This is a genomic window from Actinomycetospora sp. ABD4_176 (assembly GCF_056311855.1).
The window spans coordinates 709,634-733,026 of record NZ_CM149974.1 but is presented as its reverse complement, the minus strand read 5'-3'; the positions used below and the strand labels follow the sequence as shown (position 1 = coordinate 733,026).

Here is a 23,393-nt window from a genome sequence, read left to right as displayed (position 1 = left end):
GTCAGTGACCGACCGCCGGGCTCTCAGGTCCGCGACGAACGGTCCCGGCGGGCAGGCGGGCGTGCGCCCGAGCGACGGCGGCGTCGGTGCGGGCGTCGAGGGTGCCGAACGGCGTGACCTCCAGGCGATCGCGCGGCGCCGCCCACGTCCCGACGATCCGCCCGCGGTGGACGATCGTCGGGCGGAACACCCCGTTGCCACCCGGGACGACCCGGTCGAGCTCGCCGGGGGCGAGGACGTGGCCGCGGTCGGCGTAGCCGAGCACGAACTCGTCGAACCCGGGCAGCAGGTGCACCCCGAGCGCGGCGCGCCGGTGCGCGGCGAGGCGGTCGGGCACGGCCGGGTCGAGCAGGTGCTCGGTGCCGTCGACGTCCATCGACGCCAGGTCGGGACGGGCGAGCGCGATGCCGGTGTCGACGTCGGCCATCGGGAGGCCGGTCCACCGGGCGACGTCGGTGCGGGTGGCGGGACCGTGCGAGCGGAAGTAGCGCCGCACCCACTCCCCCAGCGCCTCGTCGCGCTCGAGCACCCGCGGCGACGGGATCCAGCGCGCGACGTCGACGACCACCGGCTCGCCGTCGCGCAGCGGCCCGAAGCACAGGACGCCGGTGGACGCGAGCTCGCCGAGCAGGTGGTAGCCGCGGCCCTGCGCCGGGTCGAGCCCCGCGGCCTCCCACGCGGCGAAGAGCTCCGCGCGCGTGGCGGGCACGGTGGCGAGGGCGAGCTCGCGGGCGCGGTCGAGGTCGGCGTCGACCAGGCCCAGCTCGACCCGACGGCGTGCCGCCCGGACCCGCGGGCGCGGGGTACCGAGCGGGAGCATCCAGCCGAGGTCCTCGGCCGGCACGAGGTGCAGCGTCCCGCGCATCGGCCAGCTGCGGACGACCGCGCCGGCGTCGCACGCCGCGGTCACCGCGTCCCGGGACCGCGACGCCGTGCGCAACGCCAGCGACGTCACCGCGCCCGGGAGGTCCTGGGCCTGCACGGCACCGAGGCGCCGGACGACCGCGGCGACGTCGTCCGTGCGCGGCGCCACCAGCCCCAGCGCGACGAGCCGCAGCAGCCCGACCTCGCTGGTCCTCACGCGCTGGTCCTCACGCGCTGGTCCTCACCCACCGAGATGCTGCCGGAACCACGCCACGGCGTGGGCGTCGACCTCCGCGGCGTGCGGCGTCTGCGGTGCGGGCTCGAGGCCCGGCTCCTCGGCCAGCGCGTGGCCCATGCCGTCGACCAGCACCACGTCGGCGGGCCCGGCCGCCGCCGCCGCGAGGTCCCGGGCCGGTCCGAGGAACGCGCTCGCGTCGTCCTGCGACCCGACGACCAGGCGCACCGGCGTCGTGCCCAGTTCCGCGGCGCGCGCCGGGTAGTCCATGCGCGCGGCGACGGCGTCGGACTCCGGCGTCCACGCGTAGTCGACCCCGAAGAGCGCGCCCAGCACCGACACGACCGGCCGCAGCGCCACCATCGGGCTGACGACGACGAGCGCCGCGACGTCCGTGCGACGCGTCGCCACCTCCAGCGCGACCCCAGCGCCGGCCGAACCGCCGAAGAGCCCGAGCGGGCCGGTGAGGCCGCGCTCGCGCAGCGCGGCCAGCACGCCGTCGCACTCGTCGGCGGCCTGCGCGTTGACCGGGCCGTGCAGGAGCAGGACCGCGTCCTCGTAGCCGCGGCGCATGACCTCGTCCATCCCGCCCTCGGGCAGCCGCGCGCCCGGCATCGGCAGGCCGAGGTAGACCTTCCAGGCGTCGAGCCCGGCGAGCGGCAGCGCGGCGGCGAACGCGGCCTCGCTGCGCGGCGCGTCCATGAGGTGCCAGCCGACGAGCAGCGGCGCGTCGGCCCGCCCGCTCTCCGGCGGCACCAGCAGCGAGGGCACCCCGGCGAGGGTTCCGACCTCGGCGTTCGTGGCGATCACGACGACTCCTCCCACGACGAGCTGTACGCTGTCCAACTTACTGGACGCTGTACAGTTCGTCCATGCCCCGCTCCCCCGGTCAGCGTGCCGGACTGACGTACGAGGCGGTCCTCGCCGCGGCGCGGGAGGTGTTCGCCGAGCGCGGACCGGCCGGGCTCTCGATGCGCGCGGTCGCCGCGGCGCTGGGCGTCGCCCCCAACGCCCTCTACAGCCACGTCGCCGACAAGACGGCGCTGGTGGACGCGCTGCTCGACGACCAGCTCGCCGCGCTCGACCCCCCGGCCCCGGACGTGGAGCCGGTGACCGGGCTGCGCGAGGTGATGCTCGCGACCTACGACCTGCTCGGCCGCCACCCCGACACGGTGCCGCTCTACCTCGCGCGCCAGGGCGCCCGCGGCCCGCGGGCCCGCGCCCTGGGCGCGGCGATGACCGTCCTGCTCGCGCGCCTCGGCCTCGGCGAGGAGGCCGCCGGGCGGGTCGTGCGGGCCCTCATCGTGCACACCCTCGGCTACGCCGCGCTCGCCACCGCCGACGACCCGAACCTCCGTCCGCCCGAGCTGCGCGCCGACCTCGAGGTGACGCTCGACTGGCTGCTGCGGGGAGCGACCGCCTAACGCAGCCGCGCCCCGTGGCGCTCGGCGGCGGTGGCCACCGCGGCGTCGCGGCGCGCCGAGGCCTCCTCGAGGGTCAGCGTCCGGTCCGGGGCGCGCAGGCGCAGGGCGAAGGCCAGCGAGCGCTTGCCCTCGCCGACCTGCGGCCCGGTGTAGACGTCGAACAGGCGCACATCCTCGACGAGGTCACCCCCGCCGTCGCGCAGCGCCGTCACCACCGACGCGGCCGGCACGTCCTCGTCGAGCACCAGCGCCACGTCGAGCAGCACCGGCGGGAACGACGACACCGCGGGCACCGGACGGTCCTCGGCCAGCGGCAGCCGGTCGAGCTCGAGCTCCATGGCACACGTGCGCGCCGGCAGGCCGAGGCCCTCGAGGACCTTCGGGTGCAGCTCGCCGGCGTGCCCGACGAGGGTGTCGCCGAGCGTCAGCGCCGCGCAGCGACCCGGGTGCCACGGTGCGTGCCGGTCCGCGGTGACGGTCAGCTCGGCGCCGTACACCCGGCCCACGAGGCGCGCGGCCTCGATCGCGTCCGCCCAGTCGGCCGGCCGCCCCGGTCCCCACCAGCCGGGCCGCTCCCAGGCCCCGGCCAGCACCGCGCCGACCCGCAGCGGCTGGCGCGGCAGCCCCGCGAGCACCGACGCGACCGCCGCGTCGTCGGGGCGGGCGTCGACCGGCAGCACCGGCGCCGCCGGCGGCTCCTCCGGGCCGGGCCGCACGACCTGCCCCACCTGGTAGAGCGCGAGGTCGCGCAGGCCGCGCGAGACGTTGCGGACCACCGCGTCGAGCAGCCCGGGCAGCAGCGTCGTCGCCATCAGCGAGCGGTCGGCGTCGAGCGGGTTGGCCAGGCGCAGGGCGTTCCGGCGGTCGTCGTCGGCGTCGAGGCCGAACGCGTCGAACACCGTCGGCGGCACGAACGGCGAGGGCAGCACCTCGTCGTACCCGGCGTCGGCCAGCGCGCGCGACACCTGGCGGCGGCGGCGCTGCGCCAGGGTGAGGCCGGTGCCCGGGTGGGCGGCGGGGAGCTCGGACGGGATGCCGGCGTAGCCCTCGAGGCGCAGGACCTCCTCGACGAGGTCGGCCGGGCGCGTCAGGTCGGGGCGCCACGTCGGCGGCTCGGCGCGCAGCCCCGCGCTGCCGCCGTCACCGGGGTCGGCGCCGGCGACCTCCACCCGGCAGCCGATCTGGCTCAGCCGCCGCACCACCGCCCCGCGCTCGTAGCGGGTGCCGGCGACGCGGTCGGGCAGGTCGAGAGCCATGGTCACGGGCTCGGGCGCCGGCACGCCACCCTCGTCGGTGACGCCGGGGGCGACGGTGGCGCCGCCGTAGTGCGCGAGCAGCCAGGCGGCGCGGTCGGTGGCGGCGCGCGCGACGCCCGGGTCGACCTCGCGCTCGAAGCGCCGGGCCGCCTCGCTGGGCAACCGGTGCCGCCGCGCGGCGCGCGCGACCGACGGCGCGTCCCACGTCGCGGCCTCGAGCAGCACGTCCGCGGTGGCGGACCCGACCTCGGTGCTCGCGCCGCCCATGACGCCGGCGAGCCCGATCGGGCCGGAGTCGTCGGTGACGACGACGTCGTCGGGGTCGAGCACGCGCTGGGCGTCGTCCAGCGTGGTGATCTTCTCGTCCTGCGAGGCCCGCCGGACCACGACGTCGCCGCGCACCGTGGACGCGTCGTAGGCGTGCATCGGCTGGCCGAGCTCGAGCATCACGTAGTTGGTGACGTCGACGGCCAGCGAGATCGGGCGCATCCCGCACAGCAGCAGCCGCCGGCGCAGCCACCACGGCGACGGGGCGGTCGGGTCGAGGTCGGTGACGCGGCGGGCGACGAAGCGCCGGCACTGCGACGACGGGTCCAGGCGCACCGGCCACGCCTCGCCCTGCGGCTCCGGCAGGTCGCGGCCGACGAGCGCCGGGTCGCCGTACGCGACGTCGAGCGCGCTCGCGAGCTCGCGGGCCAGGCCGCGCACCGAGAGGCAGTAGCCGCGGTCGGGCGTGACGGCGATGTCGAGGACCGCGTCGTCCAGCCCGAGCAGCACCGCCGCGTCGTCGCCCGGGTCCGCGGTGCCCGGCGGCAGGACGAGGATGCCGCTGTGGTCGTCACCGAGGCCCAGCTCGTCGAGCGCGCAGATCATGCCGTCGGAGACGTGGCCGTAGGTCTTCCGCGCCGCGATGGCGAAGTCGCCGGGCAGCACCGCGCCGGGCAGTGCGACCACGACGAGGTCGCCCTCGACGAAGTTCGTCGCCCCGCAGACGATGCCGCGGGTGCCCGCGCCCTCGCCCTCGGCCTCGTTGTGGTCGGATCCCACGTCGACCCGGCAGTAGCGGATCGGCTTCTTGTACTCCGTGAGCTCCGACAGCGCGGCGACGCGGCCGACGACGAGCGGGCCGGTCGAGGCCGGGATCGGGAGCACGTCCTCGACCTCGAGCCCGACCCGGATCAGCGCCTCACCGACCGCCTCGGCGGTGTGGGAGTCCGCGGGCAGGTCGACGTGCTCGAGGAGCCACGAGACGGGGACGCGCACGGCGACGGGGCCTTTCTGGTGCTGGCTGGCAGGCGGGAGGGGGTGGGGCTAGGGCTCGACGGCGAACGCCGAGGTGAACCGCACGTCGCCCTCGACCATGTCCCGCATGTCGGGCAGGCCGTTGCGGAACATGAGGGTGCGCTCGAGGCCCATGCCGAAGGCGAACCCGGAGTAGACGTCGGGGTCGACGCCGCAGGCGCGCAGGACGTTCGGGTCGACCATGCCGCAGCCGCCCCACTCGACCCAGCCCGCGCCACCCTTCTTCTGCGGGAACCAGACGTCGGGCTCGGCCGACGGCTCGGTGAACGGGAAGTACGAGGGCCGCAGCCGGATCGTCGACTCCTCGCCGAACATCGCCCGCGCGAAGGCGTCGAGCGTGCCCTTGAGGTGGGCCATGGTCAGGCCCTTGTCGACGGCCAGGCCCTCGATCTGGTGGAAGACCGGGGTGTGGGTCGCGTCGAGCTCGTCGGTGCGGAACGTCCGCCCGGGGCAGACGACGTAGACGGGCAGGTCCCGCTCGAGCAGCGCCCGGATCTGCACCGGCGAGGTGTGGGTGCGCAGCACCTGGCGGGCGGGGGCGGGCTCGACGTGGAAGGTGTCCTGCATCGTGCGCGCCGGGTGGTCGGGCAGGAAGTTCAGGGCGTCGAAGTTGAACCACTCCGACTCGACCTCGGGGCCCTCGGCCACCTCGTAGCCCATGCCGACGAAGATGTCGGCGATCCGCTCGGAGAGCTGCGTGAGCGGGTGCCGGCTGCCGCGCGGGTGGCGGTCGCCGGGCAGCGTGACGTCGACGGCCTCCTCGGCGAGCACCCGCTCGTCACGCTCCGCCGACAGCACCGCGTGGCGCTCGTCGTACGCGGTCTGGATCGCGACGCGGACCTCGTTGACCCGCTTCCCCGACTCCGAGCGCGCCTGCGGCGGCAGCGCCCCGATCTCGCGCCGCGCGGTGAGCACCGGCGAGCGGTCGCCGAGGTGCGCGGGCTTCAGCGCGGTCAGCGCGTCGAGCGTGGTGGCTCCCGCGAACGCCGCGCTCGCGTCGGCGCGGGCGGCGTCGAGGGTCTCGGGGTCGAGCGCCGCGACCTGCTTGGGGTCGTAGAGGTCGTTGGTGCCGGACATCGAGGTCGTCTCGCTCCTGCTGCTCTCGGGTGCGCACCGATCCTATCGGAGCAGGTCGAGGGCGATCCCCGGCCGTGGTGACTAGCCGTGCTGCGCCCGGGCCGAGGCGTAGAGGCACACCGCGGCGGCCGTCGCGAGGTTGAGGCTCTCGGCACGGCCGTGGATCGGCACGCGGACGCGGTGGTCGGCGAGGCCCGCGGCGTGGTCGTCGAGACCGTGGGCCTCGCTGCCGAACAGCCACGCCGTCGGGGCGGCCAGCAGCGCGTCGGCGGACGCGTCGAGCACCGTCTCGCCGTCGCCGGCGGCCGCGAGCAGCGTCAGCCCGCGCTCGCGCAGCGCGGCCACGACGGCGTCGACGTCCCGGGACACCGCGAGCGGGAGGTGGAACAGGCTGCCCATCGTCGCGCGCACGCACTTGCCGTTGTGCGGGTCGACCGGCTGGTTCCGGCCGTCCCCGGCGAGCACGACGGCGTCGACGCCGGCCGCGTCGCTGGTGCGGATGACGGTGCCGGCGTTGCCGGGGTCGGCGACGCCGGCGAGCACCGTGACGAGCCGGGGACGGTCGCCGAGGGCCGCGTCGAGCCCGACGGTGACCGTGGAGCAGACGACGGCCACGCCCTGCGGGGTGACGGTGTCCGACAGCCCCGCGGCGGCCTTCTCGGTGACCCGGGCGACGCGCACCCCGGCGGCGATCGCCCGGTCCTCCAGCGTGGGGTCCCGGTCGGCGACGGCGTCGGTGAGGAAGAGGTCGTGCACGCGGCCGGGATCGTCGGCGGCCCACGTGAGGGCCTCGTGCACCGGCCGAACACCCTCGACGAGGAAGCGCCCGGCCTCCGAACGCGCCGCGCGCCGCAGCAGCTTGCGGGCTGCGGCGACGCGCGGCGTGCGTTCGGTGAGGAGCGTGCCCGACGTCAGGCGGCGTCCCCGGTGTCGTGCTTCTTCTGGTCGGTCGGCACCGCCGCGCGGGCGACCTCGACCAGCGCGGTGAACGCGGCCGGGTCCGAGACGGCGATCTCGGCCAGGTTCTTGCGGTCGACCTCGACGCCCGCGAGCTTGAGGCCCTGCATGAACCGGTTGTAGGTCATGTCGTTGGAGCGCGCGGCCGCGTTGATGCGGGTGATCCACAGCTGCCGGAAGTCGCCCTTGCGCTGCTTGCGGTCGCGGTAGGCGTACGTCAGCGAGTGGAGCGTCTGCTCCTTGGCCTTGCGGTAGAGCCGGGAGCGCTGGCCGCGGTAGCCGCTGGCCATCTCCAGGGTGGTGCGACGCTTCTTCTGCGCGTTGACCGCGCGCTTCACGCGTGCCACGTGGTCCTGCCTTCGATCAGATCAGGGAGCGGAGCGGGTCCGGTCCGGATGGGGTCGCGGGGTGGGTCGGCGTGAGGGGGCTCAGGCGCGGCCGAGCAGGCGGCGCATGCGCGAGCTGTCCTGCGGCGCGACCTCGTCGTTGCCGGAGAGCGCGCGGGTCTTGTGGCTGGACTTCTTCTCCAGCAGGTGGCGCTTGCCGGCCTTCTCGCGCAGCAGCTTGCCGCTCCCGGTCACCTTGATGCGCTTCTTGGCGCCGCTGTGCGTCTTGTTCTTCGGCATGTCCTGTCCTTGCTCCTCGTGCGGACCGACGTGCTCCGCCGGGGTGGTCGACGCCCGTCCCGCCGTCGGGGACGACGGTACGGGCGCCCGGGAAGCCGGCCGCACCCGGAGGGGTGCGGCCGGTCGTGCTCGACCCGGTCAGCCCGCCGGCTCGGGGGCCGGCTCCTGCTGCGCCTCCTGCTGGGGGCGCTGGGCCTTCTGCGGCTTCTTGTTCGGCGCCAGGACCATGGTCATGTTCCGGCCGTCCTGCTTCGGCGTCGCCTCGACGTAGCCGAGCTCGCCGACGTCCTCGGCGAGGCGCTGCAGGAGGCGGAAGCCCAGCTCCGGGCGCGACTGCTCGCGGCCACGGAACATGATGGTGACCTTGACCTTGTGACCCTGCCCGAGGAAGCGGGTCACGTGACCCTTCTTCGTCTCGTAGTCGTGCGGGTCGATCTTCGGCCGGAGCTTCTGCTCCTTGATCACCGTCTGCTGCTGGTTGCGCCGCGACTCGCGGGCCTTCTGCGCGCTCTCGTACTTGAACTTGCCGTAGTCCATGAGCTTGCAGACCGGCGGGCGGGCCTGGGCGGCCACCTCGACCAGGTCGAGGTCGGCCTCGCGGGCCAGGCGCAGGGCGTCCTCGATGCGGACGATCCCGACCTGCTCGCCGTTGGGGCCGACCAGTCGCACCTCGGGAACGCGGATGCGCTCGTTGATGCGGGTCTCTGTGCTGATGAGCTCTCCTCGGGTCCGTGACACAGTCTCTGCGACCCGGCGGTCGGAGCCCCGACGAACGTCGGGCCCCGCGCCACGCGAGGTGGCGGCAGGGCCCACGGTCGACCGATCCACGTCCCCTCGCGGCAACGCTGCCGCCGGTGGCGCTCGCGCGCCGCGACGGCCGGACCGGGACCCGCTCACCTGTACGGCGGACGGGTGGGAGCCGGGGCTCCACTTGCCGCTCGGCGGACGCAGAACACCCACCGAGCTGGTCGCTCACCGCACAACGTACCACCGGACCGCGGTGTTCCCGGTCGGCGCCCCGGCCGGGCAGGACGGCGGCGGGGTCAGCGCGCGGCGGCGGCGTCCTCGAGCAGGCGGGCGAGCCCGCGCGGGTCGACCAGCATCGGGGAGTGCGAGGTGTCGATGCCGGCGACACGGTCGGCCGTCGCTGCCATCCGCCGCTGCAGGTCGGGAACCAGGGAGGCGTCCCGCTCGCACACCACGTAGGTCACCGGATGGCGACGGTCCGGAGCGACCGCGGTGTGCCCGAAGTCGGCCAGCGAGGAGTAGCCGAGAGCGTCGTGCCACGGCCGCCAGCGCTCGGCGTCGAGGTCCGCGGCCAGGCCCCGTCGGGTGGTCTCCGGGTCGTCGGAGACCCCGAGGGCGGCACCGCTGGGGTGGACCCGCATCCAGTCGAGGAGCTCCGGGAGCAGGTCGCCGATCCCCTGCCCGCGGGCCGGCCGGAAGGCGCTCACGTAGACCGACGCGGCGATCCCCGGGTGGTCGGCGACCTCGGTGAGGACCAGACCCCCGTAGGAGTGCCCGACGAGCACCGAGGCCTCCGCCTCGTCGAGCAGCCGGCGGACCTCCGCGACGTCGTCGGCGAGCCCACCCAGCGCGGCCGGGTCGGGCCCGGTGCTCGGCAGCTCGGCGAGCGCGACCTCGTGACCGGACTCCTCGAGCACCGCGCGGGTCTCCCCCCAGTAGGTGCTGTCGACGAACCCGCCGTGCACCAGGACGAAACGCGTCATCGTTCCTCCTCCTCACTCCTCCTCGCCGGTACTCACGCCGGGCTCGAGCTGCGGGCCGGGGTACGGATCGGGGTGCGGGCCGCCTCGCGTTCGAGGACGGCGGCGAGCTCCGTGGGCACGGAGAGCTGGGGCCAGTGGGAGCTGACGATCCGCGTGACGGAGTCGGCCTGCGCCGCCATCCGGTCCTGGGCCTCCGGCGGGACCACGGCGTCCCGGGTGCAGATCACGTAGCTCGCGGGGTGGGAGCGCGCGGGTGCGGTGCTCGGCGTGCCGAAGGCGACCGCCGACGAGAGCAGCAGACGCGAGTGCCAGGGACGGAACCGCTCCCGCCCGATGTCCGCGCACAGGGCGGCGTGCGCGCGGTCGAGGTCCGGTGTGACGCTCAGCGCGGTGCCGGTGTCGTCCATCCCGAACCAGTCCGGTGGCTCGTCCCCGCCGAGGGCCGCCAGCGAGACCCCCGGTGAGGGCCAGAAGGCCGCGACGTAGATCGAGCGTGCGATGCGCGGGTGATCGGCGACCTCCGTGAGCACCATGCCGCCGTAGGAGTGGCCGACAGGCACGGCGGGCTCGCCGACCTCGTCGAGCAGGCGCCGCACCGCAGTGGCGTCCTCGACGAGCCCGCCCAGAGCCGCCGGATCGGACCCGGTGCTCGGCAGCTCGGCGACGGCGACGCCGTGGCCGTCGGCCTCGAGCGCCGTCGCCGTCTCGCCCCAGTACAGCCCGTCACTGAACGCCCCGTGCACCAGCACGAACGTGGTCATCGGTGCTTCTCCTCCGTCGCCGGGTCGGTGTCGCGGGAACGGTCCCGGGACGGATTGCGGATGCGTTGCAGTCCACGCCTGCAACGCCGCCGGGCACAGTGGTCCGGGTGCGCGCGAGGTATCCCGACGTCGAAGACGTGATCGTCCGCAACGGTGTGCGGGTCGGCTTCGAGGTGTACGAGCCCCTGGACACCCCGGACACGGCCGTGAGCGTGCTGCTCGTGACCTCGATGCCGCTCGTCCATGCCCGGCAGTGGAAGGCGCAGATCCCGGTGCTGGCGCGGCATGTCCGGGTGGTCGTGGTCGATCATCGCGGGAACGGTCGCAGCGACCGCCCCACCGAGCCCTCGGCCTACGGCATCGAGGAGGACCTCGCCGACCTCGTCGCGGTGCTGGACGCGACGGGGACGGACGAGGTGGTGGTCGTCGGCCTGTCCTCCGGTGCGCACCGCGCCCTCGAGCTCGCCGTCCACCGGCCCGAACGCGTGGTCGGGGTGGCGGCGATCGCGCCGACCGTCGTGTTCGAGATGGACGACTTCGAGGTGGTGCGGGAGCGCTACGACGGCCTCCAGCGCTTCAACCGGCACCACATCACCGCCGACTACGACGACTTCGCGTCCTGGTTCCTCTCCCTGTGCTTCAGCGATGCGCACGCCCTCCACCCCTTCGCGGACGCCCGCGGGTACGCCGCCGAGACGACCCCGGAGGCGCTGGTGGCGTTCTTCGAGGGTCATGCGTTGCCCGATCCGGCGGGCGCCCGCGCCCTGTGCGAGTCCGTGACGTGCCCGGTGCTCGTCGTCCACGGCACCGAGGACGTGCTGATCCCGCACGACCTCGGAGCCGCCGTTGCCGGCTGGACCGGGGGCGACCTGGTCTCGTTGGAGGGCGTGGGTCACGTCCCCATCGCCCGCGAGCCCGTCCGCACGAACCTGCTGCTCCGCGACTTCGTCCGCGCCACCACCGGCCACCGGACCCCCGCGCCGCGCTGGGTCGCGCCGCGGCGGCGGTCACGTCGCGCGCTGTTCCTCTCCTCACCGATCGGCCTCGGTCACGTCCGCCGGGACCTCGCGGTCGCCGACGAGCTGCGGGCCCGGCGCCCGGACGTCGAGGTCGAGTGGCTCGCCCAGGACCCGGTCGCCCCGGTGCTCGCCGCCCGCGGGGAGCGCGTCCACCCGGCCTCCCGGTGGCTGGCCTCGGAGGCGGCGCACGTCGAGGGCGAGGCCGGCGAGCACGACCTCCACGCGTTCCGCGCCCTGCGGTCGATGGACGAGATCCTCACGGCCAACTTCCACGTGCTGGCCGAGCTCGGGGAGTCCGACCACCACGACCTGTGGGTCGGCGACGAGGCCTGGGAGCTCGACCACTTCCTGCACGAGAACCCGGAGCTGAAGTCGGCGGCGTACGCGTGGTTCACGGACTTCGTCGGATTCCTGCCGGTGGACGCCGACGACCCCTGGGAACACCGGATCGCCGCCGACCACAACGCCTGGATGATCGAGCAGGTCGACCGTCTGCCCCGCCTGCGCGACGGCGCCCTGTTCGTCGGCGACGTCGAGGACGTGGTGCCCGACGCCTTCGGCCCCGGCCTGCCCTCCATCCGGGAGTGGACGCGGGACCACTACGCCTTCCCCGGCTACGTCACCGGGTTCACCCCGATGGATTCGGCCGATCGCGAGGGTGTCCGTGCCGAGCTCGGGTGGCGTCCCGGCGAGCCCGTGTGCCTGGTGACCGCCGGCGGCACCGGCATCGGGCTGCCGTTGCTGCGCCGGGTGGTGGACGCGCTGCCCGCGATCCGGTCGCGCATCCCGGATCTGCGAACGGTCGTCGTCACGGGGCCCCGGATCGACACCGCCGCGGTCCCCCCGGCGCCCGGCCTCGAGGTCCACGGGTGGGTGCCCGACCTCTACCGGCACCTCGGCGCGTGCGACGTGGCCATCACACACGGGGGTCTGACCACCACCATGGAGCTCACGGCGAACCGCCGCCCGTTCGTCTACGTGCCCCTGCGCCGACACTTCGAGCAGCAGCGCCACGTGACCCATCGGCTGGCGCGCCACCGTGCCGGCCGGCGGATGGACTGGGACGAGCTGGGCCCGGAGGCGCTGGCCGAGGCCCTGGCCGAGGCCCTGGCGCGCCCCGTCGACTACCGCCCGGTGGCCACCGACGGCGCCTCCCGTGCCGCCGCCCGGCTCGCGACGCTGCTCTGAGCCCCGTCCGTCGCCTCCGGCGCGCCGGAGGCGACGGCGGCGGCGCGGTGGTCGAGGTCGCGCGCAGCGCGCTCCCAGAGCGTCCAGCCGTGGCGGCGGGCCGCGCCGAGCAGGGGCCGCACCGCCTCGCGGGCCGCGGTGGGCTGACCGAGCGCGAGGCGGGCCCGGGCCACGGCGAGGTAGGCGTCGGCACCCCCCAGCCAGCACCCGCCGGGCGGGGCGTCGACCGTCGCGAGCATGCGCTCGCCGCGCCGGACCAGATCCGGGTCCCCCCGGATCTCGGACAACGGGGCCAGGCAGCGCAGCACGTAGGCCTCCGTGCCCCCCTCCTCGGCCAGGGCGAGCCCCGCCGTGAGGACGTGCTCGGCCTCCTCCCGGTCCCCCGGCGCGTCTCGCTCCGCCAGGGCGGTACCGAGGGCGCTGGCGGCGGTGGTCCACCACCAGGCGTGGCGCGGGCGCGCAATGCCCTCGCGGCCTCGATCCACCGCCCGTTCGAGGTCCCCGCGCAGCCGCTCGACGAGGGAGAGGTGCGCATCGAACCACGCCGCATGGGCCGGCAGCCCCACCGCGCGACACAGGGCCTCGGCCTCGTCGATCCTGGCCTCGGCCGTGTCCAGCTCGCCGCGGGCGACCGCAGCCAGGCCCGATTCGAACATCGTCCAGAACAGGACCTGGCGGTCGCCGCGGCGACGGGCCAGGGGCTCTAGCTCGGCCAGGACCGGATCGAGGGCGGCGAGGTCCCCGACGTAGGCCAGCGCGGTCTTGAGGCCGTCGAGACCGGCGACGAGCGATGCCTCGTCGCCGCACCCGCGGGCCGCGGCGAGCCCCAGACGGCCCCAGGCCACCGCGTCGACGAACCGCAGCCGGTTGCTGGCGACCACCGCTCGCCACCCGCAGAGCTCGGCGTCCGCAGACCGGTCGACGCGTGCCTCGGCCACCCGGAGCGCCTCGTCGGCCGCGGGCCCCTCCGGGACCGCGCTCCCGGGCCGTCGTGTCGCGACGGGCGAGGGCATCGCGCACCGGGCGCTGGCGATCGCGGCGGAGACCCCCTCGTCCATCGCCGCGGCGTCGGCCAGGGCATCGCTCGTGCGCGCGCGCACGAGGTGGACGCGGCCCAGGAGCACGGCGTCCCGGGCCGTGATCGCCGCCTCCAGCGCCGCGTCCAGCAGGACCGCGGCATCGCTGGCCGCACCGCGGCCCAGGGCCCGCTGACCGGCGACCAACCAGGCCCGCGCGGCACGGGCGTGCTCACCGATCTCGGCGGCGTGCCGGGCCAGGGCCTCGGGCCGGTCGGCGAGGAGGTCCGCGGCGACCCGGTGGTGAGCGGAGCGCAACGGCGTGGACGTGGAGGCGTAGACGATCTCGCGGACGACGTCGTTGGCGAACTGGTGGGCTGACCGCTCGACGGCGAGGACGTGCGCTCCGGAGGCGCGGTCGAAGCGCCGCAGCACCTCGACCATCGGGACGTCGAGCATCGCCGCGACGATCTCCGGCGCCGGCACCGACCCCAGGACGGCCGCGGCGCGCACGGCCTCGGCCACATCGCGACCGAGGTGACGCAGCCGGGTGTCCACGGCCTCCTGCAGCGTTCCCGGCACGCCTGATTGGCCCTCGGCGAGAGCGCGCAGCGTCTCGGTCACGAACAGCGGGTGACCCCGCGTCCGCCGGGCGATGTCCGCCGCCCGGTCGGGCCGCCCGGCGCGGGCGGCGAGCTCGGCGACCGACTCCGCGGTCAGCGGGCCCAGGGTCAGATGCCTGGCCACCCCGCCGAGCGTCTCGATCACCTCGGCGCCCTCGGTGTCCCGGACGGCAGCGACGAGCAGCACCGGGACGCCCCGGAGCCGGAGCGCTGCGTAGTGGAGGAACTCCGTGCTCGCCGACCCAGCGTCGTGCAGGTCGTCGACGAGCAGCAGGACCGGGCGTGGCGCGGCCAGAGCAGTGAGAAGCGCCCGGAGGGCGTCGAAGGCCTGCCGACGGGCCAGGTCGCCCTCCGCCGGAACCGCCGACGCCCCCAGCACGGCGGCCAGATCCGGGAACAGGGCCGCGAGCACCGGGGCCCGCGCACCGGCCAGGGTGCGAACCTCCGCGGGCGAGCGGGAGGTCAGCTGCGGCGCGACCGCGTCGAGCACCGGCTGGAGGAACAGCGAGCGCTCGGCGGCGTGCCCGCGGGCCCGCAGCACCGTTGCCCCGTCCGCCTCGGCGACCGCGGCCAGGGCGTTCGCCACGGTCGTCTTGCCGATGCCGCCCTCCCCGGCGACGAGCCACAGCGCCGGCTCGCCCCGGCGGGCGGCGGCCCAGGCGTCGGTGAGGACGGCGAGCTCCCGCTCACGGCCGACCGGGGCGCTCGGGAGATCCGGTGCCGGAGTGGCGACGGGGCCGGCCACGCCGGCCGCCTCCTCGTCCCCGACCGGGGGCGCGGTCCCCGCCGGCACATCCTCGACCGGGTCGCCCCGCAGGATGGCCAGGTGGCGCTCTCGGGTCTTCGGCGCGGGATCCACGCCGAGGTCCTCGTTCAGCGCGCCCCGGAGCCGTTCGAAGACCTGGAGCGCGCGGGCCGACTCACCGGCGGCCTGGTAGGCGGTCATGAGCAGGCGGTGCGCGGTGTCGTCGAGGGGGTCGTCCGCCGCGGCGGACCGTGCCGCGGCGGTGGCGGTGGCGACGTCGCCCACTGCGAGCGCCGCCGCGGCGGCGGCGTGCCGCAGGCTGCGGCGCAGCTCCTCGACCTCGGCGCGCAGCGCGCCCACCCACTCGGCGTCGTGCTCGCCGGCCAGCGGCTCCCCCTCGCCGAGCAGCTCGAGGCCGCGTGCGGCGGGGGCGAGGGCCTCCGCGGCCCTCTCGGCCCCGAGCGCGCGCCGCGCCTCAGCGGCCTCCCAGGCGGCGACGTCGAGGTCGACCAGGACGACCGGCGGACCGCCGAGGCGGTAGCCGCCCCGCCCGCCCAGCACGGCTCCCGACCCGAGCCAGGACCGGAGGCGGCTCACGAGGACCGCGACGTTGTCCTCGGGACGCCGGGGCGGCCGGTCGCCCCAGAGCTCCGCGGCCGCGGTCGTCGCGCTGACGTGACGGCCCCGGGCCGCGGCGAGGAGCGCCAGCAGGCGGCGCGCCTTGCGGCTCCCGACGGCCACGGCAGTGCCGGGACGGTCGATGTCGCCGTGGTGCACGGCGAGCTCGCCGGCCAGCCGGACCACCAACGCCATCGCCGCTCCCTCCGCCCACCCGCCACGATGGTTGTGTCACAACGGGTTGTGTACGGACAAGCCGTCCGCAGGCCGTGGAGCTGGGGATGTCAGGGAATCGTCAGGCGCTCAGCGCACACTTGCCGCTACGCGGCGTGACCCTCAGCCCGCTTTCTTCGCGCGGCTCTTGCGGACCGGGCCGGCGTCCGGCGTGACCAGCCTCGACAGGAACTGGCCCGTGTAGCTGCCCTCGACGGCCGCGACCTGTTCCGGCGTGCCCTGGGCGACGACGGTGCCGCCGTTGTTGCCGCCCTCGGGGCCCATGTCGACGACCCAGTCCGACACCTTGATGACGTCGAGGTTGTGCTCGATGACGAGGACGGTGTTGCCCTTGTCGACCAGGCCGTTGATGACGCCGAGCAGCTTGCGGATGTCCTCGAAGTGCAGGCCGGTGGTCGGCTCGTCGAGGATGTAGATCGTCCGGCCCATCGAGCGCTTCTGCAGCTCCGAGGCCAGCTTGACGCGCTGCGCCTCGCCGCCCGACAGCGTCGGCGCCGGCTGGCCCAGGCGGACGTAGCCCAGCCCGACCTCGGTGAGCGTCTGCAGGTGGCGGTGGATCGCCCCGATCGGCTTGAAGAACTCTGCGGCCTCCTCGATCGGCATGTCGAGGACCTCGGCCACGTTCTTGCCCTTGTAGTGCACCTCGAGGGTCTCGCGGTTGTAGCGGGCGCCCTTGCAGACCTCGCAGGGCACGTACACGTCGGGCAGGAAGTTCATCTCGATCTTGATCGTGCCGTCGCCGGCGCACGCCTCGCAGCGCCCGCCCTTGACGTTGAACGAGAACCGCCCGGGCCCGTAGCCGCGCACCTTCGCCTCGTTCGTGCTGGCGAAGAGCTTGCGCATGTGGTCCCAGACGCCGGTGTACGTCGCCGGGTTGGACCGGGGCGTGCGGCCGATGGGCGACTGGTCGACCCGGACGAGCTTGTCGAGGTGCTCGAGGCCCGTGACCCGCGTGTGCCGGCCCGGCACCTGGCGGGCGTTGTTGAGCTTGTTGGCCAGGACCGTGGCCAGGATGTCGTTGACCAGCGTCGACTTCCCCGACCCGGACACCCCGGTGATCGAGACGAGGCAGCCCAGGGGGAACTCGACGTCGACGTCGTGCAGGTTGTGCTCGCGCGCGCCGACCACGCCGACCTGGCGCTTGCGGTCGATCGGCCGCCGGATCTCGGGCACCGGGATCTGCTCGCGACCCGAGAGGTAGGCGCCGGTGAGCGACTCCTCGCTCTTCTCGAGCCCGTCGACCGGCCCCGAGTAGACGACGCGGCCGCCGTGCTCGCCGGCGCCCGGCCCGATGTCGACCACCCAGTCCGAGGCGCGGACGGTGTCCTCGTCGTGCTCGACGACGATCAGGGTGTTGCCGAGGTCGCGCAGGCGGGACAGCGTGTCGATCAGCCGCCGGTTGTCCCGCTGGTGGAGCCCGATCGACGGCTCGTCGAGGACGTAGAGCACGCCGACCAGCCCGGACCCGATCTGCGTGGCGAGGCGGATGCGCTGGGCCTCGCCCCCGGACAGCGTCGCCGCGGCGCGCGCCAGCGACAGGTAGTCGAGCCCGACGTCGAGCAGGAAGCCCAGGCGGGCGTCGATCTCCTTGAGCACCGCGCCCGCGATGACCTGCTCGCGCGTGCCCAGGACCAGGCCCTTCATGAACTCCGCGCAGTCGGCCACCGAGAGCGCGGTGAGGTCGGCGATCGAGCGGTCGCCGAGCGACTCGTGCCGCAGCGTCACCGCGAGGATCTCGGGCTTGAGCCGCGTCCCGCCGCAGGCCGGGCACGGGACGTCGCGCATGTAGCCCTCGTAGCGCTCGCGGGCGCTGTCGGACTCCGCCTGGTCGAGCCGGCGCTCGAGGAAGGGCACGACGCCCTCGAACGACGCGTAGTACGAACGCTCGCGGCCGTAGCGGTTGCGGTAGCGCACGTGCACCTGCTCGTCCGAGCCGTGCAGCACCGCCTTCTGCACCCGCGCGGGCAGCTTGCGCCACGGCGTGTCCATCCGGAACCCGACCTGCTCGGACAGCGCGGTGAGCAGGCGCGTGAAGTACTCCGCGGATTGGCCGATCGCCCACGGCGCGATGGCCCCGTCGGCGAGCGAGAGCTCGTCGTCGGGCACCAGCAGCTCCGGGTCGACCTCCTTCTTGATGCCCAGACCCGCGCACGTCGGGCACGCGCCGTAGGGCGAGTTGAAGGAGAAGGCGCGGGGCTCGAGGTCGTCGACCTGGAGCTGGTGGCCGTTCGGGCACGCCATGCGCTCGGAGAAGCGGCGCTCGCGGTCCGGGTCGTCGTCGGGGAGGTCGACGAAGTCGAGCACGAGGATGCCCTCGGCCAGGCGCAGCGCCGTCTCGACCGAGTCGGTGAGGCGCTGCTTGGCGCTCGACTTCACCGACAACCGGTCGACCACGACGGCGATGTCGTGCTTCTCCTGCTTCTTCAGCGTCGGCGGCTCGGAGAGCGGATGCACCGTGCCGTCGACCAGCACGCGGGAGTAGCCCTGGCCCTGGAGCTGGCTGAACAGGTCGACGTACTCGCCCTTGCGCCCGCGGATGACCGGCGCGAGCACCTGGAACCGGCGGCCCGGCTCCATCTCGAGCACCTGGTCGACGATCTGCTGCGGCGTCTGCTTCGAGATGATCTCGCCGCAGGTCGGGCAGTGGGGCGTGCCGGCGCGGGCGTAGAGGAGCCGCAGGTAGTCGTAGACCTCGGTGATGGTGCCGACCGTCGAGCGCGGGTTGCGGCTGGTCGACTTCTGGTCGATCGACACCGCGGGCGAGAGGCCCTCGATGAAGTCGACGTCGGGCTTGTCCATCTGCCCGAGGAACTGGCGCGCGTAGGCCGACAGCGACTCGACGTACCGGCGCTGGCCCTCGGCGAAGATCGTGTCGAACGCCAGGCTCGACTTGCCCGAGCCCGACAGGCCGGTGAAGACGACCAGGCTGTCGCGGGGCAGGTCGAGATCGACGCCCGTGAGGTTGTGCTCACGAGCGCCCTGGACGACGAGACGATCGACCACGTGCGAGGCCTCCAGGCTCCGGGCGAGAACGCGCCGGGGAGGGAACACGCGACGACGGATGTCTCTTCCCCCGGACCACTCCATGCTAGGAGCGCCCCCCGACAACGGCCGTCCCGCCCGGGTGCGGGGCGACCGGGGTGGGCGTCGGGGCGACGACCGGTTGGTCCATCGGGGTGGTGCCGCCCGGCCTCAGGTCGCCGGGTAGCGCCGGGCGTACCAGGTGGGCGGTTCACCGAAGAGGTCGGCGAAGTCGCGGGAGAGGTGCGCCTGGTCGGCGTAGCCCAGCGTCGCGGCGAGGTCGGCCCAGTCGACCCGTCCCCCGGCCTCGAGCCGCCCGACGACCTCCTGGAGCCGGTAGCGCCGGATCACCCACTTCGGGCCCGGGCCCACGTGCTCGGCGAACAGCCGCTGCAGCGTCCGCATGCTCGTGCCGGCCGCCGCGGCGAGCCGGTCGACCCGGGCGATGGTGGGGTCGGCGGCGACGTGCGCGACGAGCTCGCCGGCCTCCCGCGCCGCGCGGGGCGGCCCGTCGGCGGGCAGGTGGGCGCGGAGCCAGGCCGCCAGGTCCCCGGCGAAGGGCGGCTCGCCGGCGAGGCCCGGCACGTCGGGGACGTCGAGCTCGCGGTCCACCAGCTCGGCCACCGGCCGCCCGGCGACCACCCGGAACACGCCGGGCCGGAACGCCGCGCCCACCACCGACCCGCGCCCGGCCAGCTCGCGGACCAGGTGCCGGCTGCGGGGACCGACGACCCGGGGCCCGCGAGCGAGGGTCGCCCCCGCTGCGTCCGACGCCACCGAGGTGACCCTCGCTCCCCCCTCGGCGCGCCCACCGCCGCCGTCGATCACGGACACATGCACCTGCGGCAGCGGGACGATCTTCTGCCGGTAGGGCTCCGCGTACTCCCACGACGCGGTCCACAGGCGCTCGACCCAGGGCGCGAGGTCGGCGTCGGGCTCGTGCACGGCGATCCGCTGCGCGGTGCGCCAGTGCCCGCCGAGCTCGCGCGGATCCCGCTCCAGCACCTGTCGCGTTCCTCCATGACCTGCCGAGGCGCCGTGGTTAGCGTCCCGACCCGTGTTCCCCGACTTCACGCCCCGCCCGCACCTCGTCGCCGCCGCCGCGGCCCCGCACGGGAAACTGGTCGCGGCCGCCGCCGACCACCTCGACGCCCCCGTCCCCTGCGCGGACTGGACCGTGCGCCACCTCGTCGAGCACATGATGACCTGGACGCCGGTGCTCGCGGGCGCCGGTCGCGGGGCCCCGCCCGAGCCGGGCACGCCGCGGGCCGTCGGCGACTGGCCCGCCGAGCTCGGCGCCGCCCGCGACGACCTCGTCGCCGTGTGGAGCGACCCGGCCTCGTGGTCGGGCACGACGACGATGACGAGCACCGAGCTGCCCGCGGCCGTCGTCGGAACGATGACGTTCTGCGAGCTCGTCCTGCACGCCTGGGACCTCGGCCGCGGGCTCGGCGAGCCGGTGACGTGGGACGACGCCCTGCTCGAGGAGGCGCACGCCGCGCTCGAGGGCCTCACGCCGCTGGGCCGGGGCATGGGCGCGTTCGGCCCGGCCGTCCCCGTCCCCCACGACGCGCCGCTGCTCGACCGCGTCGTCGCCCTCGCGGGCCGCGACCCGCTCTGGACACCCTGATGCGGGCACCATGGTCGGTATGGGCGACATCGATCCCGCGGAGCTGAAGCGTCTGCGCGCGCGGCGGACGTGGAGCTCCGCGACCGAGGTCGATTCCGACGTCGAGCGGGCCCGCGCCGCGTGCGCCGCCAGCCGCGCCGGGCACCTCGCGGTGGTGATGACCGAGGACGGGCCCCCGCGCTGCGAGCACTGCGGCGAGGTCCTGAGCCCGGACGCGCTGCGGAAGGCCGGCTACCGGCCCGAGCGGCGTTAGTCTTCCCCGCGTGGACCTCCTCGACGACTACACCGGTCACGTCGAGCCCGGCGGCCCCGCCGCGCGGCGCGACCTCCAGGACGTCTCGATCACCAAGGTGTCGGTCGGGCCGATGGACAACAACGCCTACCTGCTCGTCGACCGCGCCACCGGCGAGGCGCTGCTCATCGACGCCGCGAACGAGACCGAGCGCCTGCTCGACACCGTCGACACGGTCGCCGACCGCGGCAGGGTGACGAGCCTCGCGACCACCCACAAGCACTGGGACCACATCCAGTCGCTCGAGGACGCGGTCGCCGCCCTCTCCCCCACCACCTACGCCGGCGAGCGCGACGCCCCCGAGCTGCCCGTGGCGCCGGACCACACGGTCGGCGACGGCGACACCGTCGGCTTCGGCGGCTCGCAGGTGGAGATCATCCACCTCGACGGCCACACCCCCGGCTCGATCGCGCTGCTCTACCGCGACCCCGCCGGCTCCGGGCACCTGTTCACCGGCGACTCGCTCTTCCCCGGCGGCCCGGGCAAGACCGCCGGCCCGGACGAGTTCCGTTCGCTGATGGACGACCTCGAGGCCAAGGTCTTCGGACAGCTGGGCGACGACACCGTCGTCTACCCCGGCCACGGCGACGACACGACCCTGGGCACCGAGCGCCCCCATCTCGGGGAGTGGCGCGAACGGGGCTGGTGAGGGCACGGGTCGCCCCGACCCGTCACCCGTTCGGAGCCGGGAGTAGCTAACGCTGCGTCGCCCTGGTGCGATCGAGCGGGTACACGTCGGTCGCAGCCAGCTCGGGGGACCCTTCATGACCAGCACGCAGCAACGCTCGACCAGCGGGAGGACCCGGACGATCCTCGCCATCGTGGCGGCGGTCGTCATCGTCCTCGTCCTGCTGCTCGCCCTGGCGCTCACCGGCGTCGCGAGCAGCCTCTTCGCCCGGCAGGTCGACCGCACCGTCCGCACCGACGTCGACGCGAGCGCCCTCGTGGCGACGCTCGCCACCTACCAGGACTCCTTCCGCGGCGGCACCCTCGCGGCCGGCCGGGTCGACCTCGGCGTGCAGATCGACCAGACCGCCGTCCGGGGCGGCGACGCCGCGGCGCAGCCGGCCACGATCGTCCTGCGCACCTACAGCTGCCCCGGCGCGAACAGCGCCGCGGCGCCCACCCGCCTCACCATCGCCGACGCGGACGCCGCGCACCTGCGGGTCCGCCCGGCGGCCGAGGGCGGTGGGGTGGCGCTGACCGGCGCCTTCGAGATCGTCGGCGTGCAGCCGCTCGCGCCCGGCGTCCCCGAGTGCCGGATCGACCTCGCCGCGCGCTGATCTCTGCCGGACCGTGACCTCGCGGCCGGTGCGCGCCCGCCCCTCGGCCCACCAGGCTGAGGCGTCGTCGGACCCGACGACGACAGGAGCGCGAGGATGCGCGAGGACATCTCTTTCGACGCCGAGGGCGCGACGCTGCGCGGGTGGTTCTACCGACCCGACGGCGACGCGGACGGAGGCCACCCCTGCGTGGTCATGGCCCACGGTTTCTCCGCGGTGAAGGAACAGCACCTCGACGACTACGCCGAGGTGTTCGCCGCCGCCGGGCTGGCGTGCGTGGTGTACGACAACCGCGGGCTCGGCGCCTCGGACGCGGCGCCGGGCAAGCCGCGCCAGGAGATCGATCCCTGGGAGCAGGTCCGCGACTACCAGCACGCGATCACCTACGCGCAGGGCCGTGACGACGTCGACGCCGACCGGATCGGCGTCTGGGGCTCGAGCTACTCGGGCGCCCACGCCTACGTGGTGGGCGCGATCGACCGCCGGGTGAAGGCGGTGTCCGGCCAGGTGCCGCTGGTGTCGGGTCGGCGGGCCTTCGAGTCGCTCGTGCGCATCGACCAGTGGGGACCGACGTGGGAGGCGTTCGCCGCCGACCGTCTCGAGCGGGCCCGTGGGGGCGAGCCGGCGATGATGCCGGTGGTCAGCGAGGACCCGACGGCGCCCGCGGCCCTGCCGACCCCGGACTCGTACGAGTTCTTCACGCGCACGCAGTCCGACCGGGCTCCGTCCTGGCGCAACGAGGTGACACTGCGGTCGATCGAGCTCTTCCAGGGCTACGAGCCCGGCCGTTTCCTGCCGCTCATCGCCCCGACACCGTTGCAGATGGTCGTCGCGCCGTACGACCGGCTCGTCGCCGGCGAGGCCGCGGCCGCCGCGTTCGAGAGCGCGGTGCACCCGAAGAAGCTGGTCATCGTGCCCGGCGGGCACTTCGACGCCTACACCGGCCCCGGCTTCGAGGTCAGCTCCGGCGCCGCCCGAGACTGGTTCGTCGAGCACCTGCACGTCGGCAAGGGGTGAGCCGCTCCGTCACGGCTCCAGGTCCTCGTCCTCCCGGGGCAGGTGCACGACGACGACCTCTCCGGGGGTGAGGCGCACGCGCCGGCCGCTGATCTGCTGGGGGCGCAGCCGGACGGTCCAGGGGTGCGACCCGCGGGCCCACGGTGCCACCCGCCCCTCCGCGGAGCCGGTGGGGTCCTCGACGCCGTAGCCGACGGCCGCGACGCTCCACCCCGTGCGCAGGGCCGGCTCGATCCGGTCCGCCTCGACGGTGAGCGGGCGCCCGGCGCGCACGGCGTCGAGCAGGGGCCCGTCGGCCACGCGGAACAGGAGGTCGTCCCCGTCGACCCCGACGTTCACCAGCCGGACCTCGACGTGCCCGTCCGGCTCGGCCCACGCGAGCCGCCCGACCGGGACGGTGCCCAACAACGCGCGGCACGTCGTCGCGTCGAGCACCTCCAGCCCGTCGTCGCTCGTGTGCATACGCCGCTCCTCC

21 protein-coding genes are annotated in these 23,393 nt (G+C 75.1%); 7 read left to right on the top strand and 14 right to left on the bottom strand.

Features of this window, described 5'->3' with window-relative positions; translation table 11 throughout:
- Position 1: 1 nt before the first annotated feature.
- Both ACYX4T_RS03565 and ACYX4T_RS03560 read right to left on the bottom strand, forming a co-directional pair.
- Positions 2–1,081: a winged helix DNA-binding domain-containing protein gene (locus tag ACYX4T_RS03565; RefSeq protein ID WP_476013203.1), complete on the bottom strand. Its 1,080-nt coding sequence runs from the start codon at positions 1,079–1,081 to the stop codon at positions 2–4.
- 24 nt (positions 1,082–1,105) lie between these two features.
- Positions 1,106–1,909 carry an alpha/beta hydrolase family protein gene (locus ACYX4T_RS03560; RefSeq protein ID WP_476013202.1) on the bottom strand — a complete coding sequence of 268 codons (804 nt, stop codon included), beginning with the start codon at positions 1,907–1,909 and terminating at the stop codon, positions 1,106–1,108.
- 62 nt (positions 1,910–1,971) lie between these two features.
- On the opposite strand from ACYX4T_RS03560, the gene ACYX4T_RS03555 reads away from it, so the two are divergent.
- Positions 1,972–2,523, top strand: coding sequence for a TetR/AcrR family transcriptional regulator (locus tag ACYX4T_RS03555; protein ID WP_476013201.1), 552 nt, complete (start codon positions 1,972–1,974; stop codon positions 2,521–2,523).
- On the opposite strand, the gene pheT is transcribed toward ACYX4T_RS03555, so the two are convergent.
- From pheT to ACYX4T_RS03515, 8 genes are all read right to left on the bottom strand, one after another.
- A complete protein-coding gene (pheT, locus tag ACYX4T_RS03550) occupies positions 2,520–5,042 on the bottom strand; it encodes a phenylalanine--tRNA ligase subunit beta (protein ID WP_476013200.1) in 2,523 nt (840 codons plus the stop codon). The two genes, ACYX4T_RS03555 and pheT, sit on opposite strands and share 4 nt — an antisense overlap.
- A gap of 48 nt (positions 5,043–5,090) precedes the next feature.
- Positions 5,091–6,158 carry a phenylalanine--tRNA ligase subunit alpha gene (gene pheS, locus ACYX4T_RS03545; protein ID WP_476013199.1) on the bottom strand — a complete coding sequence of 356 codons (1,068 nt, stop codon included), beginning with the start codon at positions 6,156–6,158 and terminating at the stop codon, positions 5,091–5,093.
- 81 nt (positions 6,159–6,239) lie between these two features.
- Entirely contained in the window at positions 6,240–7,073 is an 834-nt protein-coding gene (locus tag ACYX4T_RS03540) for a TrmH family RNA methyltransferase (protein ID WP_476015175.1), read from the bottom strand.
- Positions 7,070–7,462, bottom strand: a complete 393-nt coding sequence (gene rplT / locus ACYX4T_RS03535) for a 50S ribosomal protein L20 (RefSeq protein WP_476013198.1) — start codon at positions 7,460–7,462, stop codon at positions 7,070–7,072. The genes ACYX4T_RS03540 and rplT overlap by 4 nt, the downstream gene beginning before the upstream one ends.
- Before the next feature lie 81 nt (positions 7,463–7,543).
- Positions 7,544–7,741 (bottom strand): 50S ribosomal protein L35, encoded by a 198-nt coding sequence (rpmI, locus tag ACYX4T_RS03530; protein ID WP_274203414.1) that lies wholly within the window; start codon positions 7,739–7,741, stop codon positions 7,544–7,546.
- 138 nt (positions 7,742–7,879) lie between these two features.
- Positions 7,880–8,479 (bottom strand): translation initiation factor IF-3, encoded by a 600-nt coding sequence (gene infC, locus ACYX4T_RS03525; RefSeq protein ID WP_476013197.1) that lies wholly within the window; start codon positions 8,477–8,479, stop codon positions 7,880–7,882.
- 305 nt (positions 8,480–8,784) lie between these two features.
- Positions 8,785–9,471, bottom strand: a complete 687-nt coding sequence (locus tag ACYX4T_RS03520) for an alpha/beta fold hydrolase (RefSeq protein ID WP_476013196.1) — start codon at positions 9,469–9,471, stop codon at positions 8,785–8,787.
- 32 nt (positions 9,472–9,503) lie between these two features.
- A complete protein-coding gene (locus ACYX4T_RS03515) occupies positions 9,504–10,232 on the bottom strand; it encodes an alpha/beta fold hydrolase (protein ID WP_476013195.1) in 729 nt (242 codons plus the stop codon).
- Positions 10,233–10,369: 137 nt separating this feature from the next.
- Between ACYX4T_RS03515 and ACYX4T_RS03510 the strand changes: the two genes are divergently transcribed.
- Positions 10,370–12,439 (top strand): alpha/beta fold hydrolase, encoded by a 2,070-nt coding sequence (locus ACYX4T_RS03510; RefSeq protein WP_476013194.1) that lies wholly within the window; start codon positions 10,370–10,372, stop codon positions 12,437–12,439.
- Here ACYX4T_RS03510 and ACYX4T_RS03505 read toward each other — a convergent pair.
- The 3 genes from ACYX4T_RS03505 to ACYX4T_RS03495 all read right to left on the bottom strand — a co-directional run bounded on the left by ACYX4T_RS03505 (position 12,376) and on the right by ACYX4T_RS03495 (position 19,701).
- Complete coding sequence (locus tag ACYX4T_RS03505; protein WP_476013193.1) at positions 12,376–15,636, bottom strand: ATP-binding protein; 3,261 nt, start codon at positions 15,634–15,636, stop codon at positions 12,376–12,378. The two genes, ACYX4T_RS03510 and ACYX4T_RS03505, sit on opposite strands and share 64 nt — an antisense overlap.
- 141 nt (positions 15,637–15,777) lie before the next feature.
- Positions 15,778–18,678, bottom strand: coding sequence for an excinuclease ABC subunit UvrA (gene uvrA, locus ACYX4T_RS03500; RefSeq protein ID WP_476013192.1), 2,901 nt, complete (start codon positions 18,676–18,678; stop codon positions 15,778–15,780).
- Positions 18,679–18,867: 189 nt separating this feature from the next.
- Complete coding sequence (locus ACYX4T_RS03495; protein ID WP_476013191.1) at positions 18,868–19,701, bottom strand: AraC family transcriptional regulator; 834 nt, start codon at positions 19,699–19,701, stop codon at positions 18,868–18,870.
- A gap of 52 nt (positions 19,702–19,753) precedes the next feature.
- Here ACYX4T_RS03495 and ACYX4T_RS03490 point away from each other — a divergent pair, with 52 nt between their 5' ends.
- From ACYX4T_RS03490 to ACYX4T_RS03470, 5 genes are all read left to right on the top strand, one after another.
- On the top strand, positions 19,754–20,326 hold the full coding sequence (locus tag ACYX4T_RS03490; RefSeq protein ID WP_476013190.1) for a TIGR03086 family metal-binding protein: 573 nt from the start codon (positions 19,754–19,756) through the stop codon (positions 20,324–20,326).
- A gap of 19 nt (positions 20,327–20,345) precedes the next feature.
- Positions 20,346–20,579 carry a hypothetical protein gene (locus tag ACYX4T_RS03485; protein WP_476013189.1) on the top strand — a complete coding sequence of 78 codons (234 nt, stop codon included), beginning with the start codon at positions 20,346–20,348 and terminating at the stop codon, positions 20,577–20,579.
- 10 nt (positions 20,580–20,589) lie between these two features.
- Entirely contained in the window at positions 20,590–21,267 is a 678-nt protein-coding gene (locus ACYX4T_RS03480; RefSeq protein ID WP_476013188.1) for an MBL fold metallo-hydrolase, read from the top strand.
- A 115-nt stretch (positions 21,268–21,382) separates the two neighbouring features.
- Positions 21,383–21,901, top strand: coding sequence for a hypothetical protein (locus ACYX4T_RS03475; RefSeq protein WP_476013187.1), 519 nt, complete (start codon positions 21,383–21,385; stop codon positions 21,899–21,901).
- A 96-nt stretch (positions 21,902–21,997) separates the two neighbouring features.
- Positions 21,998–22,918: an alpha/beta hydrolase gene (locus tag ACYX4T_RS03470; RefSeq protein ID WP_476013186.1), complete on the top strand. Its 921-nt coding sequence runs from the start codon at positions 21,998–22,000 to the stop codon at positions 22,916–22,918.
- A gap of 9 nt (positions 22,919–22,927) precedes the next feature.
- Here ACYX4T_RS03470 and ACYX4T_RS03465 read toward each other — a convergent pair whose 3' ends face one another.
- Positions 22,928–23,380: a pyridoxamine 5'-phosphate oxidase family protein gene (locus ACYX4T_RS03465; RefSeq protein ID WP_476013185.1), complete on the bottom strand. Its 453-nt coding sequence runs from the start codon at positions 23,378–23,380 to the stop codon at positions 22,928–22,930.
- Positions 23,381–23,393 lie beyond the last annotated feature (13 nt).